General features: G+C 73.6%; 11 protein-coding genes. 6 read left to right on the forward strand and 5 right to left on the reverse strand.

Translation table 11 applies throughout. From position 1 onward, the window contains the following. Positions 1 to 129: 129 nt before the first annotated feature. The 4 genes from ACZ6MA_RS02380 to ACZ6MA_RS02395 form a co-directional block, all read right to left on the reverse strand. Positions 130 to 270 carry a SapB/AmfS family lanthipeptide gene (locus tag ACZ6MA_RS02380; protein WP_184730207.1) on the reverse strand — a complete coding sequence of 47 codons (141 nt, stop codon included), beginning with the start codon at positions 268 to 270 and terminating at the stop codon, positions 130 to 132. Between the two features lies 1 nt (position 271). Further along, positions 272 to 2,920, reverse strand: coding sequence for a class III lanthionine synthetase LanKC (gene lanKC, locus ACZ6MA_RS02385; protein WP_469430386.1), 2,649 nt, complete (start codon positions 2,918 to 2,920; stop codon positions 272 to 274). A gap of 160 nt (positions 2,921 to 3,080) precedes the next feature. Further along, positions 3,081 to 3,317, reverse strand: coding sequence for a ferredoxin (locus ACZ6MA_RS02390; protein ID WP_469430387.1), 237 nt, complete (start codon positions 3,315 to 3,317; stop codon positions 3,081 to 3,083). Continuing rightward, positions 3,314 to 4,777 carry an aldehyde dehydrogenase gene (locus ACZ6MA_RS02395; RefSeq protein ID WP_469430388.1) on the reverse strand — a complete coding sequence of 488 codons (1,464 nt, stop codon included), beginning with the start codon at positions 4,775 to 4,777 and terminating at the stop codon, positions 3,314 to 3,316. Before ACZ6MA_RS02395 ends, ACZ6MA_RS02390 begins: the two co-directional genes overlap by 4 nt. 635 nt (positions 4,778 to 5,412) lie before the next feature. Here ACZ6MA_RS02395 and ACZ6MA_RS02400 point away from each other — a divergent pair. From ACZ6MA_RS02400 to ACZ6MA_RS02425, 6 genes are all read left to right on the forward strand, one after another. After that, complete coding sequence (locus tag ACZ6MA_RS02400; protein WP_469430390.1) at positions 5,413 to 6,681, forward strand: prenyltransferase/squalene oxidase repeat-containing protein; 1,269 nt, start codon at positions 5,413 to 5,415, stop codon at positions 6,679 to 6,681. Next, positions 6,678 to 7,352, forward strand: a complete 675-nt coding sequence (locus tag ACZ6MA_RS02405) for an SCO2322 family protein (protein ID WP_469430391.1) — start codon at positions 6,678 to 6,680, stop codon at positions 7,350 to 7,352. Before ACZ6MA_RS02400 ends, ACZ6MA_RS02405 begins: the two co-directional genes overlap by 4 nt. Then, complete coding sequence (locus tag ACZ6MA_RS02410; protein WP_469430392.1) at positions 7,349 to 8,542, forward strand: CbiQ family ECF transporter T component; 1,194 nt, start codon at positions 7,349 to 7,351, stop codon at positions 8,540 to 8,542. The genes ACZ6MA_RS02405 and ACZ6MA_RS02410 overlap by 4 nt, the downstream gene beginning before the upstream one ends. Then, positions 8,539 to 10,158 (forward strand): ABC transporter ATP-binding protein, encoded by a 1,620-nt coding sequence (locus ACZ6MA_RS02415; protein ID WP_469430394.1) that lies wholly within the window; start codon positions 8,539 to 8,541, stop codon positions 10,156 to 10,158. Before ACZ6MA_RS02410 ends, ACZ6MA_RS02415 begins: the two co-directional genes overlap by 4 nt. A gap of 140 nt (positions 10,159 to 10,298) precedes the next feature. Next, on the forward strand, positions 10,299 to 11,165 hold the full coding sequence (locus ACZ6MA_RS02420; RefSeq protein ID WP_469431170.1) for an ECF transporter S component: 867 nt from the start codon (positions 10,299 to 10,301) through the stop codon (positions 11,163 to 11,165). A gap of 244 nt (positions 11,166 to 11,409) precedes the next feature. Beyond that, the gene (locus tag ACZ6MA_RS02425) at positions 11,410 to 11,853 is read left to right on the forward strand and encodes an aggregation-promoting factor C-terminal-like domain-containing protein (protein WP_469430395.1); all 444 of its coding nucleotides are present in this window, start codon (positions 11,410 to 11,412) and stop codon (positions 11,851 to 11,853) included. An 88-nt stretch (positions 11,854 to 11,941) separates the two neighbouring features. On the opposite strand, the gene ACZ6MA_RS02430 is transcribed toward ACZ6MA_RS02425, so the two are convergent. Next, the gene (locus ACZ6MA_RS02430) at positions 11,942 to 13,111 is read right to left on the reverse strand and encodes a steroid 3-ketoacyl-CoA thiolase (RefSeq protein ID WP_469430397.1); all 1,170 of its coding nucleotides are present in this window, start codon (positions 13,109 to 13,111) and stop codon (positions 11,942 to 11,944) included. Positions 13,112 to 13,351 lie beyond the last annotated feature (240 nt).

Genomic DNA, 13,351 nt, shown 5'->3' on the forward strand with positions numbered 1-13,351 from the left:
CCGTGGGCGTGGCCGGAGGCGCGAACCGGCCCCGGGCGGCGGAGCGCCCGGGACCGGTTCGACCGTGTGCGCGGTGGGTACCTCACCACGCTCGTGACGTGGCGGTCAGGGACCGCCGTGCGCCTTCGGTCAGTTGCAGGTGACGACCGAGAGGCTGCTGTCGCCGCAGAGCAGCAGGCTGGCGCGGCTGCCGCCACCGCCGCCGTGGCCCAGCTCACCGGTCACCTCGGTCTTGGGGGTCTCCATCGTCTGCAGGTCGAGAAGGGTCATGTCAGTTCCTCTCATTCGTGGGGACGGGGTGTTTTCCGGTACGACCCCGAAGGGCCGGCTTGGAGGGCCGCCGTGGCGGCGGGAGGAAGGGCAGGTGCACCGGTGTGGGGTGCAGGGCGCTGCCCAGGGCGAGCAGGCAGCCGGCGGTGCCGGTGGACAGGTCCATCGACAGGCGCATCATCTGCTCGCCGGGGAAGGCCAGATGGCCCTGGAAGGGGACGGCACCCCAGGACAGGGAGCCGATCTGGCGGCGGAGGTCGGCCGGGGCGGTGCCGGGCCCGTCGGCCGTGGTGCGGCTCAGGTGGAGCACCATGCCGGCGGTGCCCCGGAAGAGGCCGGGCTGGGCATAGAAGGTGGCCTGGGCGGCTCGTACGATCCGGCCCCTGGCCTGCTCGAACTCGGCGTCGGGCCGGTGGGCGAGGTAGTCGTCGAGCACCATGCCGATGCCGACGCTGCCGGCGCCGAGGTAGGGCATGGTGCGCCAGCCCTCGTCGACCTGGAGGACGTCGCCGACCCCGAGGACGCAGCGGGCGAGGTCACGGCGGAGGGCGTCGGCGGCACGGTCGAGGAGGACGGCGTCGCCGGTGCGCTCGTACAGGCGCAGCAGGAGCAGGGCGGTGCCGGTGGCGCCGTGCAGGAGGCCGGCGCGGGGTTTGCCGCCGGTCTCGGCGACCGGCCTGGCCATGACGAGTTCCGCGCAGCGCAGGGCCGCGTCGTGCAGGGCGCTCTCGCCCGTGGCCGTGCCCAGGGAGTCCAGGGCGAGGCCGATGCCGGCGAGGCCGCTGTGCAGGTCGGGGGCGATCTGGTCCCAGTTCTCGGCGGTGACCGTCTCGGCGAGTTCCAGGGCGCGGGCGCGGTGGCCGAGCCGGTCGAGGACCCAGGCGACGCCGGCGAGCCCGTCGTAGAAGCCGAGGGGGGTGCCGGGCCGGGGGCTCTTGGTGTGGCGCAGCAGCCATTCCTCGGCGTCCCCGCAGCGCTCGCGGCTGCCGGTGGCGTCCAGGGCGTACAGCACGCCGGCCGCGCCGTGGGCGAAGCAGATGCCGCCGCCGGGGGCGAACTGGGCGATGTCGCCGGGGAAGTAGCGGTCCTCGCGGTCGGGGGTGGCCGAGGCGAGGATGGCCTCCGTCATGGAGTCGCGGCTGCGGGGCCAGTCGGCGAGGTCGACGGGCAGATAGCCGGCGGTGGTGGCGGGGGCCGGAACGGGCGTGGCGGCCCGGGTGGCACGCGGCCCGTGGACGATTTCCGCGACGGCCTCGTCGAAGTACCCGGGCGGCACGGGGAACTGTTCCCGCGCCGTCTGCGCCAGGTGTGCCGCCTTGTGTGGGTCGACGGCGAACAGGCTGGTCAGCGGCAGGAAGAGGGCGATGCGCAGACAGGCCAGGGCGTAGCGGTCGACGTCGAAGCCCTTGCGGTCGGCGGGGGCGACGAAGCCGGGGTTGGCGATGGTCTGGCGGCGGCCCTCGTCGATGTGCGCGGCAGCCTCGAAGTCGAGGAGGACGACCGACTCCTCGTCCTCGGCGACCATGATGTTGAACAGGTGCAGGTCGTTGAAGACGATGCCGCGCGCGTGGACGGCGTCGACGGCCTCCTCGACCAGCCGGTACAGCCGCATCGCCCAGTCGGTGTAGGCGGCGAGCCGTTCCGCGCCGGGGTCGGGGTCGACGAGGGGGTGACGGCGGGCGAAGAAGGTGTTCAGCGGCCGGCCCTCGATGAATTCGAGCACCAGGAAGTGGTGGTCGCCGAGGGTGAAGTAGTCGTGCACCTCGGGGGTGTACGGCAGCCCCGACAGTTGTCGCAGGGCGTCCCGTTCGCGCTGCAGGCGGGTCACCGCGTCGGCGCCGTCGGCGGCCAGTCCGGCGTGCGGGCGGCCTTCCTTGAGGACGACCTGCCGGTCCGTGCGCAGGTCGGTGCCGACATAGACGCCACCGCCGTTGGAGAAGTGCAGCGCGCGGTCGATGCGGTACGGGAGATCGCCGACCGTCGTGGCCGAGCGGGCGGCGAGGTGCGGGGCGAGGAAGTCGGGGAGGGTGATCCAGTCCGGGACGTGGAAGGCCGGGTCCCGGCGGTCGGGCACGAGCACCCCGTCGGCGTTCTCGACGGCCGGGCGCAGCTCGCCCTTGTCGTCGTAGCAGTGCCGCTCGGTGAAGCTGCCGTACCGCACGTACACCGGCCCGTCGCCCCACCGCAGGTCGGTGAGGATGTAGGGGCCCGCCTCGCCGCTCAGCAGGGCGTCGAGTTCCTCGGCGATGACCCGGCACTGCTCGTCGTCGGCGGGGTAGACGGTGATGAACTTGCCGCTGCCGCCGCGGTCGGCGTACTTGGCGTTGCGGGTGTGCAGGAGGTACGGGCTCGGTACGCATTTGAAGGCGATGCGCCGCGGTACGCAGTAGTCCCAGACGGTGGCGAGGATCCGCTCGGCGTTGTCCAGGCACGCGGAGACGTGGATCTTCCAGCCCTGGTTGGGCAGTTTGGCGTCGAGCGGCCGGAAGGCCGTCCAGTCGCCGTTGCTGTGGCGCTGCCAGCCCTCGGGCGTGGCACGCCGGGCGGTCGCGTAGGGGGCGGTGGGGCCGTCGCCGTCGACGGGCAGGCGGTGCGGGGCGTCGTAGAACCGGCGGTCCGCGTCGCAGTAGACGGCGTAGCCCTTGTTCATCGCACTCCCTCGTCCGGTGACGTCGTGAGGGTTCCACGGCGTCACCGGCGGAGGACAGTCGTATATGTCATGAACCCGCTGTGAGGAACGCACGAGTAACAAGGCAACGCGTGTTCCGGTTGTTGACTCGCCCGTTCCGCCGCTCGTCCAGGCGTTCGGGTTACGCGTCCTCGGGCGGGAAGACGGCGGCGCCGTCACCGGCTGTCTTCAGGGTGATGGCCTCGACGGGGCAGTTCTCCGCGGCGGCGAGCAAGGGCCCGGCCGCGTCGCTCTCCGGCGCGGCCGGGTGGGACTGCCGGGCGGCGTCGAGCCGGAACGCCCACGGGGCGAGGCCCGCGCACAGGCCCGAGCCGACGCAGACGCTCCGGTCGACCTCCACGTGCCAGCGCTCGGTCATCGGGACGCCTCCTGGCCGGCGGGCAGGTGGATCGTCTTGTGTTCCAGGTAGGCGGTGAAGCCCTCGGGACCGAACTCCCGCCCCAGGCCGGAGTTCTTGTAGCCGCCGAAGGGGCCGAGCATGTCGAGGCTGAAGGTGTTCACGCTGTACGTGCCGGTGCGCACACGCCGCGCGACGTCGATGCCGCGCTCGACGTCGCGGGTCCAGACGCTGCCGGAGAGGCCGTAGTCGGAGTCGTCGGCGATGCGGACGGCTTCCTCCTCGTCCTCGTAGGGCAGCAGGCAGACGACCGGGCCGAAGATCTCCTCCCGGGCGATCCGCATCGCGTTGTCGACGTCACCGAAGAGGGTGGGCTCGACGTACCACCCGCGCTCCTGTCCGGCGGGCCGGCCGCCTCCGGCGAGGACCTTGGCGCCCTCCCGCTGTCCCAGCGCGATGTAGTCCAGCGACCGGCGCCGCTGGCGCTCGGCGACGAGCGGTCCGACCTGCGTGGCGGGGTCCAGGGGATCACCGACGACAAGGGCGGACGCGGCGGCGGCGAAACGCTCGGCCAGCTCGTCGTAGTGGGCGCGGGGCGCCAGGACGCGGGTCTGGGCGACGCAGGTCTGGCCGTTGTTCATCCAGGCGGCCGGCACGATGCCGGCGACGGCCGCGTCGAGGTCGGCGTCGGGGAGGATGACGGCGGCGGACTTGCCGCCGAGTTCCAGCGTGACGCGGGTGAGATTGCGGGCGGCGGTCGCCATGACGCGCCTGCCCGCCTCCACGGACCCGGTGAAGGACACCTTGTCGACACCGGGGTGCCCGACGAGGTACTCGCCGGTCTCACGGCCGGCGGGCAGGATCGACAGCACGCCTTCGGGCAGGCCCGCCCCGGCGACGATCTCCGCGAGCAGATACGCGTCCAGCGGGGTCTCCGGGGACGGCTTGAGGACGACCGAACAGCCGGCCAGCAGCGCGGGCGCGAGCTTGGCGGCCGCCACGAACTGCGGCGCGTTCCACGGCACGACGGCCGCCACGACCCCGACCGGCTCCCGCCGCACCAGCAGCGGCCCGAGGACGCCGGCCCGCCGCTCCTCGTAGGGGAAGTCACGGGCGACGGTGATCGCGCAGTCCCAGACCATCATGGCGCCGAGCGCCTGCCCGAGGACGCTCCAGGAATAGGGGGAGCCGTTCTGCGCGGAGACGACCCGGGCGATCTCCTCGTGCCGGGCGGCGATCGCGTCCTTGATCCGCGTGACGACCTCGATCCGCTCACCGAGCGGCCGCCGCGCCCAGACCCCGGCCTCGAACGCCGCCCGGGCCGCCGCGACGGCCCGGTCCACGTCCTGCCGCCCGGCGTGCGGCACCCGCCCGATGACGCGCTCGGTGTGCGGCGAGACGACGTCGATGGTGTCCGTGCCGGCCGGATCGGCCATGACCCCGCCGATGAAGAGCTGCCCGTGCTCGACGATCGCGCTCATCCGCCCCACCTCTGCCTTCGGCTTCGGGACCGGTTCTATTATCTGACGCTGCATCAGAACTGATAGCAGGTTGGCTGGGCGGGGGCAATGCCTCTCGCCTGGCCGGCGGTTCTTCGGCTACCGGCCGGTTGTGCCGCCTGCGGCGGCAGGCGCCTCTCGCCTGACCGGCGGTTCCCGGCTACCGGCCGTCTTGGCCGCCTCTCGCCTGGCCGGCGTCTCCTTCGCCTGCGGGCCGCCTTCGCCGCCTGCGGCGGCAGGCGCCTCTCGCCTGACCGGCGGTTCCTGGCTACCGGCCGTCTTGGCCGCCTGCGGCGGCAAGCGCCCTGCGGGCGCGTCCTCAATCGCCGGACGGGCTGAATTCAGCCCGTCCGGCGATTGAGGACACCCCACAACAGCCCGTCCGGGCTGATGGGCGGCCTCGGCCAAAACCAGCCCGTCCGGCGATTGAGGACACCGCCGCGCAGCGGTGGTGCGCACGCCACAGCCCGGCACGGGCAGAGGCATGGGCAAAGGCAAAGCGCCAGCTAAAGTGTGCGGGACGATTTCATCCCGCCTCGGAACGGGGAAAGCCGTGCGAATCCGGCACTGACCCGCACCCGTGAGCGGCGACACCCATCGAGAGGCACCGACTTCCCATGGCCCCCTCCTTCGCCGTCCACGCGCGCCGCGGCGCCGCGGCTCTGGCCGCCGCCGTCGTCCTCAGCGCGGCCGTGGCCCCTGCCGCGTCCGCCGACGGCTCCCCGTCCCCGGCCACCGCCCCGGGGCTGTACGGCAAGAAGGACCCGCAGTTCGACGGTGTCTTCCGGCAGTCCCTGGCCCTCCTCGCGCAGAAGGCGACGGGCGTCGTCCCGCCGAAGCAGGCCACCGACTGGCTCGCGGGGCAGCAGTGCGCGGACGGCGGTTTCGCCGCGTACCGGGCGGACACGGCCAAGGCGTGCGACCCGAAGGCGGGCGAGTTCACCGACCAGACCGCCCTCGCCGTGCAGGGCCTCGCGGCCACCGGCGGGCACGGTGACGCGGTGAAGAAGGGCCTGGGCTGGCTCAAGGCCCACCAGAACGGGGACGGCGGCTGGGGCATGACCCCCGGCTCCCCCAGCGACCCGAACTCCACCTCCACCGCGATCGGCGCCTACGCGGCCGCCGGCCAGGACCCCGCCAAGGTGACGGCCAAGGACGGCAAGAGCCCCTACGACGCGCTGATCGGCTTCCAGCTCGGCTGTGACCAGAAGGAGGACGAGCGCGGCGTCTTCGCCTACCCGGACCAGAAGGGCAAGCTCACCCCCAACGACCTGGCCACGACCGCCGCCGCGCTGGCCGCACTCGGCAAGGGCTACCTCGTGGCGCCCGCCAAGGGCGGCGACATGCCCGTCAAGCCGCTCGAGTGCGCCGACGACGAGTCGGCCAAGCCCAAGGACGCGCCGTCCGCCGGTGCCGCCGCGGCCGCCTACCTGGCCGCGAAGATCAAGGCGAACGGCGGCTTCCTCAGGACCTCCGTGCCCGACACCGCCCAGGGACCCGACGCCGGTCTCACCACCGACGCCGCCCTCGCCCTTGCGGCGGGCGGTCACCTCCGTGCTGCGGACAAGCCCCTGCAGTGGCTGCACGCCGAGACCAACGAGACCGCCGACTGGGCCAAGGGCGACCCCGGTCGTCTCTCCAAGCTCGTGCTCGCCGTGCACGCCGCCGGCGCCAACCCGCGCGACTTCGCCGGCGTCGACCTGGTACAGCAGTTGACCGCGACCGGTCCCAAGGCGGAGGCTTCTCCGTCATCGACGGAGACCAAGGACGAGAAGAAGAAGGACGACGACACCATCGGCATCTGGTGGATCGTCGGCATCTTCTTCGTCGCGAGCGTCGGCGTCGGCTTCCTGATCAGCGGCCGCAACAAGAAGCAGCGGCCGTGACCGTGGCGCGTTCCGCCGCGCGAGCCGTCGGCGCGCTGCTGATCGCCGCCTTTCTCGCCGCCCTGGGGGCCGTGCCCGCGCAGGCGGCGGGGTACCGGTACTGGTCGTTCTGGGAGCACGGCGAGCGCGGCTGGGTCTACGCCACCCAGGGGCCGTCGGTGCTGCGGCCGGACGACGGGGACACCATCGGCTTCCGGTTCGCGGTCAGCGAGGACTCCGCGCACGCCGCGAAACCGCGCGACAAGGGTGACTTCGCGGCGATCTGCGCCGCCACGCCCGCGAAGGACGGCAGCAAGCGCGTCGCCGTCGTCCTCGACTTCGGCACGCCCGAGCACGCGCCCGGCGGCGAGCGCCCGCCCGCGCGGCGCACCGCGTGCGCCCAGGTCGGAGCGGACGCCCGTGCCGGTGACGCGCTGGCGGCCGTCGCCAAGCCGCTGCGTTACAACTCCGCGGCACTGCTGTGCGCCATCGCCGGGTACCCGAAGTCGGGCTGCGGCGAGCAGGTGGGCGCCCAGGAGTCCGGGCGGCGGCCGTCCGCCGGCGCCTCCGGCGCGGAGGACTCCGGCGGGTCCGACGGCGACGACGGGCCCTCCGCCGGTCTGCTCGTGGGTATCGCCGCGGTGGTCGTCCTCGGTGCCGCCGCCGTGTGGCAGGCGCGCCGCCGCGCATGAGGGGGACGACGACGCCGGACGCCGGCGGCCACCACCGCCTCGGGCGCGGCGGGGCCGCCGACGAGCGGTCGGCCTCCGCTCCCGTGACCGCGCGGGCGGCCGCGCTGCACGCGGGCGCCTGGTGGATATGGGCGCTCGGGCTCGCCACCGCCGCCTCGCGCACCACGAACCCGCTGCTGCTCGGCCTGCTGGTCGCCGTCGCCGGATACGTGGTGGCCGCACGCCGCACCGACGCGCCGTGGGCTCGCTCGTACGGGGCGTTCCTCAAGCTCGGGATCGCCGTCATCCTCATCCGGCTCGTCTTCGCGATCGTGCTCGGCTCGCCGATCCCGGGTACGCACGTCCTCGTGACCCTTCCCGAGGTGCCGCTTCCCCACTGGGCGAAGGGGGTGCGCATCGGCGGCCGGGTGACCGCCGAGGGGCTGGTCTTCGCGCTGTACGACGGCTTGAAGCTGGCCACGCTGCTGGTCTGCGTCGGCGCGGCCAACGCGCTCGCCAACCCGGCCCGGCTGCTGAAGTCCCTGCCGGCCGCGCTGTACGAGGCGGGGGTGGCCGTCGTCGTCGCGATGACGTTCGCGCCCAACCTCGTCGCGGACGTCCAGCGGCTGCGCGCCGCTCGCCGGCTGCGCGGCCGCCCGGACCGGGGGCTCAAGGCCCTGCTCCAGGTGGGGCTGCCGGTGCTGGAGGGCGCGTTGGAGCGTTCGGTGGCGTTGGCGGCGGCGATGGACGCGCGCGGTTACGGCCGCAGCGCGCAGGTCCCGCGTGCCGTCCGGCACACCACGACGGCGCTGACGCTGGGCGGACTGCTGGGCGTCTGCGCCGGAACGTACGGACTGCTCGCCGACCAGGGCGCGGGCTACGGCCTGACGGTGCTGGTGACCGGCCTCGCCGCCGCGCTGGCGGGCCTGTGGCTGGGCGGCCGCCGCTCGGTCCGCACCCGCTACCGGCCCGACCGGTGGGGCACGCGCGCGTGGCTGGTGTCCGGCTCGGGTGCGGCGGTCGCGGCCCTGACGATCTGGGCGGGTTCCTACGCCCCGCAGGCCCTGCACCCCCCGGCCGTGCCGCTGACCTCGCCGCAGCTGCCGCTGTGGCCGGCGGCGTCGATCCTGCTGGGCCTGCTGCCGGCGTTCGTGGCACCGACACCGGCCGGCCGGCCGAACCAACCACCCCACTCCGAGGAGAACCGGTGATCCGCTTCGAGCAGGTGTCGGTCACCTACGACGACGCCGCGGCCCCCGCCTTGCACGGGGTCGACCTCACCGTCCCCGAAGGGGAGCTGTGCCTGCTCGTCGGGCCGTCCGGCGTCGGCAAGTCGACGCTGCTCGGCACGGTCAGCGGGCTCGTGCCGCACTTCACGGGCGGCACCCTGCACGGCCGGGTCACCGTCGCGGGCCGGGACACCCGCACGCACCGGCCGCGCGAGCTGGCCGACGTCGTCGGCACCGTCGGCCAGGACCCGCTGGCCCACTTCGTCACCGACACCGTCGAGGACGAGCTCGCGTACGGCATGGAGTCCCTGGGCCTGGCGCCCGACGTGATGCGCCGCCGCGTCGAGGAGACCCTCGACCTGCTGGGGCTCGCCACCCTGCGCGACCGCCCCATCGCCACCCTCTCGGGCGGACAGCGGCAGCGCGTCGCGATCGGCTCGGTGCTGACCACCCACCCCAAGGTGCTGGTCCTCGACGAGCCGACCTCCGCACTGGACCCGGGGGCGGCCGAGGAGGTCCTCGCCGTGCTGCAGCGCCTCGTGCACGACCTGGGCACGACGGTCCTGCTGGCCGAACACCGGCTGGAGCGGGTGGTGCAGTACGCGGACCAGGTGATCCTGCTGCCCGCGCCGGGTGCGCCCCCCGTCGTCGGGGATCCCGCCGAGATCATGGCCCGCTCGCCCGTCCACCCGCCCGTGGTCGCCCTGGGGCGGCTCGCGGGCTGGTCGCCGCTGCCCCTGTCCGTCCGTGACGCGCGCCGCAAGGCCGGGCCGCTGCGGGAGCGGCTGGCGCCGCTGCGCGCACCCGTCGCCCCGGCCGTCCCGGTCACCGGTGGCGCCGATCCCGCCTCCGTGACCGGGCTCGCCGTCCGGCACGGCCGGGTGGTCGCCCTGCGCGATGTCGGCCTGTCCGTACGGGCCGGGGAGACCGTCGCGCTGATGGGCCGCAACGGCGCGGGCAAGTCGACGCTGCTGCGCACGCTGGTCGGCATGCACCAGCCCGCCTCGGGCTCGGTGCGGGTCGGTGGCGTGAACCCGCAGAGCACGGCCCCCGGCGAGCTGCTGCGCCACGTCGGCCTCGTGCCCCAGGAGCCGCGTGACCTGCTCTACGCGGACACCGTCGCGGCGGAGTGCGCGGCCGCCGACGGCGACGCGGCGGCGACGCCGGGCACCTGCCGGGCCCTGGTCTCCGAGCTGCTGCCGGACGTGTCCGACACCACCCACCCCCGCGATCTCTCCGAGGGCCAGCGGCTGGCGCTCGCGCTCGCCGTGGTGCTGACGGCACGCCCACCGCTGATCCTGCTGGACGAGCCGACCCGCGGCCTCGACTACGCGGCCAAGGCCCGGCTGGTGGAGATCCTGCGCGCCCTGGCCGCCGAGGGCCACGCGATCGTCCTGGCCACGCACGACGTGGAACTGGCGGCGGAGCTGGCCCACCGGGTGGTCGTCATCGCCGACGGAGAGATCGTCGCGGACGGCCCCACCGCCGAGGTCGTGGTCTCCTCCCCCGCCTTCGCCCCCCAGGTGGCGAAGATCCTCGCCCCGTCGCCATGGCTCACAGTGCCGCAGGTCCGTGACGCTTTGCGGGAGACACCGTGACCGAGAACGAAGACGACCCCGCAAACTCGGCCCGTCCCGAAGTTCCAGCCCGTCCCGAAAACCCAGCCCGTCCGGCGATTGAGGACCGGGGTCCGGGGCGGAGCCCCGGCATGGACCGCCCGGCGGGGCGAGACCCCGGCATGGACCGCCCGGCGCGAGCCGCCCGGCGGAGCCCCGGCGGTGACCGCCAGGCACGAGCCGTCCGCCTGGGCCCAAGGTCCATCGCCGTCTTGACCCTCGTCTCAGCGACAGGCGTAGCCGCCTTCGGCTGGCCGCTGCTCGCGACCTCCGCGTCCGGGCTCGCGCACTCCAAGGACGCCCCTTGGCTCTTCGCCGCGCTGCTGCCGCTGCTGCTCGCCGTGGTCGCGGCGACCATCGCCGACACCGGCCTGGACGCGAAGGCCATCGCGATGCTGGGCGTGCTGGCCGCGGCGGGCGCGGCCCTGCGGCCGCTGGGGGCCGGGACGGCCGGCATCGAGCCGATGTTCTTCCTCATGGTGCTGTCCGGCCGGGTGCTCGGCCCCGGCTTCGGGTTCGTCCTCGGTTCGGTGTCGATGTTCGCCTCCGCCCTGCTGACGGGCGGTGTCGGGCCGTGGATGCCGTTCCAGATGCTGGCCATGGGGTGGGTGGCGATGGGGGCGGGCCTGCTGCCGGGGCCGGACCGGCTGCGGGGACGCGGGGAGCTGCTGATGCTCGCCGGGTACGGGGCGGTGGCCTCCCTCGCCTACGGCACGATCATGAACCTCCAGGGCTGGCCCTACATCGGCTCCCTCGCCACGGGCGTCTCCTTCGTCCCCGGTGACCCGCTCCCCGAGAACCTCGCCCGGTTCGTCGCGTACTGCCTGGCGACGTCCCTGGGCTGGGACGTGCCGCGCGCGATCGTGACGGTGACGGCCACCCTCGCCCTGGGCCCCACGGTGCTGAAGGCGCTGCGCCGCGCCACCCGCCGCGCGGCCTTCGACGCCCCGGTGCGCTTCCAGGACGCCGAAACCGGCGGCGGGACGTAACACCCAAGGCGTAATACCCAATAGCCAGCCGCAGGTATTACGGATTTGTGAACGACCCCACGTGAGCCCGTTCACATACGGTCGGCTTTCGTACGCGCGGCGCCCGCTGCAGGCGGGCCCCGGCGGGCCGCGCGCCGCCCCCTTCCTGCGAGGACGCCTAGTAGTGGGGGGTCGTTGCCAGGCCCCGCCGCGTCGGTCATGGTCGGTGGAGTCGCCGGAGCGCAAGTCGGCCCGGCGACGCCCCATGTCCCCCACGGAAGGTTCCTACGTGACGTTCTCGAACATCAGCCGCGCCGCCTCCCGCAAGCTGGCCACCGTCGCCGGTACCGCCCTCGCCCTGGGTACCGCCGGAGTCGTGTTCGCCTCCGTCCCGGCCCAGGCCGCGACCGCGGCGCCGAAGGCCGCCGCGCAGGAGACCGCCAAGCAGATGATCAAGGACTCCGCGCAGTTCCAGTGCTTCAGCAAGATCGTGGAGCACGAGAGCGGCTGGAACCACAAGGCGACCAACGCCGGCAGCGGTGCCTACGGCCTGGTCCAGGCGCTGCCCGGCTCGAAGATGGCCTCGGCCGGCTCCGACTGGCAGACCAACCCCGCCACCCAGATCAAGTGGGGTCTGGACTACATGAAGGACCGCTACGGCAGCCCCTGTGGCGCGTGGGCCTTCTGGCAGACCCACAACTGGTACTGAGCGGCACCACGCCACTGAAGCGCCTGAATCTCCACCGAAGCGGCCGGCACCCCAGGGTGCCGGCCGCTTCGGCGTGCCCGGGCACGACCTACAGCCGCTGAATGATCGTGCCGGTGGCCTGCGCCCCGCCCGCGCACATCGTGATGAGCGCGAACTCCTTGTCCGCGCGTTCCAGCTCGTGCAGCGCGGTGACGATCAGCCGGGCGCCCGTCGCGCCCACCGGGTGGCCGAGCGCTATCGCGCCGCCGTTGACGTTGACCTTCTCCAGGTCCTGGTCGAAGACCCGCGCCCACGACAGCACCACGGACGCGAAGGCCTCGTTGATCTCCACCAGGTCGATGTCCCGCAGCGACATGCCCGCCTTGCCGAGCACCGCGCGCGTCGCGTCGACGGGGCCGTCGAGATGGAAGTGCGGGTCCGCGCCCACCAGGGCCTGGGCGACGATCCGGGCGCGGGGGCGCAGCTTCAGGGCGCGGGCCATGCGTTTGGAGGCCCACATCAGGGCCGCCGCCCCGTCGGATATCTGCGAGGAGTTCCCGGCGGTGTGCACCGCCGTCGGCATGACGGGCTTGAGCCCGGCGAGCGCCTCCATGCTGGTGTCGCGCAAGCCCTCGTCGCGGTCGACGAGCCGCCACATGCCCTGCCCGGCGTACTGCTCCTCCTCGGTGGTGGGCACCTGGACCGCGAAGACCTCCCGCTTGAAGCGTTCCTCGGCCCAGGCCCGGGCCGCCCGCTCCTGGGAGAGCAGCCCGAGCGCGTCGACCCGCTCGCGGGTCAGACCGCGCTTGCGGGCGATCCGCTCGGCGGCCTCGAACTGGTTGGGCAGATCGACGTTCCACTCGTCGGGGAAGGGTTTGCCCGGGCCGTGCTTGGAGCCGCTGCCCAGCGGGACCCGGCTCATGGCCTCGACACCGCAGCCGATGCCGATGTCGATGACCCCGCCGGCGACCATGTTGGCCACCAGGTGGTTGGCCTGCTGGGAGGATCCGCACTGGACGTCCACGGTGCTGGCGGCGGTCTCGTAGGGCAGGCCCATCGCGAGCCAGGCGGTGCGTGCCGGATTCATCGACTGCTCACCGGCGTGGGTGACGGTGCCGCCGACGATCTGCTCGACGCAGTCGGGCTGGATGCCGGTACGGGCGAGGATCTCCCGGTAGGTCTCTCCCAGCAGATAGGCGGGGTGGAGATTGGCGAGCGCCCCCTGGCGCTTGCCGATGGGGGTGCGCACGGCTTCGACGATGACGGGTTCCGCGGCCATGACTCGTCCTCTCGTGGGCGCCGCGGGACGTCCCGGCGCCCACGGAGCTGTGTCTTCCCGGGGCCCTGCCTGACCACCACCGACCCCTGGCCGAACTGGTACGCGTTCTAGTTCCCGCTCGCAGTCTTATGACTGCCACCTCGGTACGCAAGGGTCGCGCAACCACCGCGTGCGCAACAGATGGCGTCGTCGGCCTTGCCTCCTTCGGGGCCCGTCGTTACCTTCGGGCATTTCTGATGG

The organism is Streptomyces sp. NPDC042259 (assembly GCF_055582085.1).

Bases quoted from the DNA above. Each gene is read 5' to 3' on its own strand.
- ACZ6MA_RS02380 (WP_184730207.1), bottom strand. From the start codon at position 270: ATGACCCTTCTCGACCTGCAGACGATGGAGACCCCCAAGACCGAGGTG.
- lanKC (WP_469430386.1), bottom strand. From the start codon at position 2,920: ATGAACAAGGGCTACGCCGTCTACTGCGACGCGGACCGCCGGTTCTAC.
- ACZ6MA_RS02390 (WP_469430387.1), bottom strand. From the start codon at position 3,317: ATGACCGAGCGCTGGCACGTGGAGGTCGACCGGAGCGTCTGCGTCGGC.
- ACZ6MA_RS02395 (WP_469430388.1), bottom strand. From the start codon at position 4,777: ATGAGCGCGATCGTCGAGCACGGGCAGCTCTTCATCGGCGGGGTCATG.
- ACZ6MA_RS02400 (WP_469430390.1), top strand. From the start codon at position 5,413: ATGGCCCCCTCCTTCGCCGTCCACGCGCGCCGCGGCGCCGCGGCTCTG.
- ACZ6MA_RS02410 (WP_469430392.1), top strand. From the start codon at position 7,349: ATGAGGGGGACGACGACGCCGGACGCCGGCGGCCACCACCGCCTCGGG.
- ACZ6MA_RS02420 (WP_469431170.1), top strand. From the start codon at position 10,299: ATGGACCGCCCGGCGCGAGCCGCCCGGCGGAGCCCCGGCGGTGACCGC.
- ACZ6MA_RS02425 (WP_469430395.1), top strand. From the start codon at position 11,410: ATGTCCCCCACGGAAGGTTCCTACGTGACGTTCTCGAACATCAGCCGC.
- ACZ6MA_RS02430 (WP_469430397.1), bottom strand. From the start codon at position 13,111: ATGGCCGCGGAACCCGTCATCGTCGAAGCCGTGCGCACCCCCATCGGC.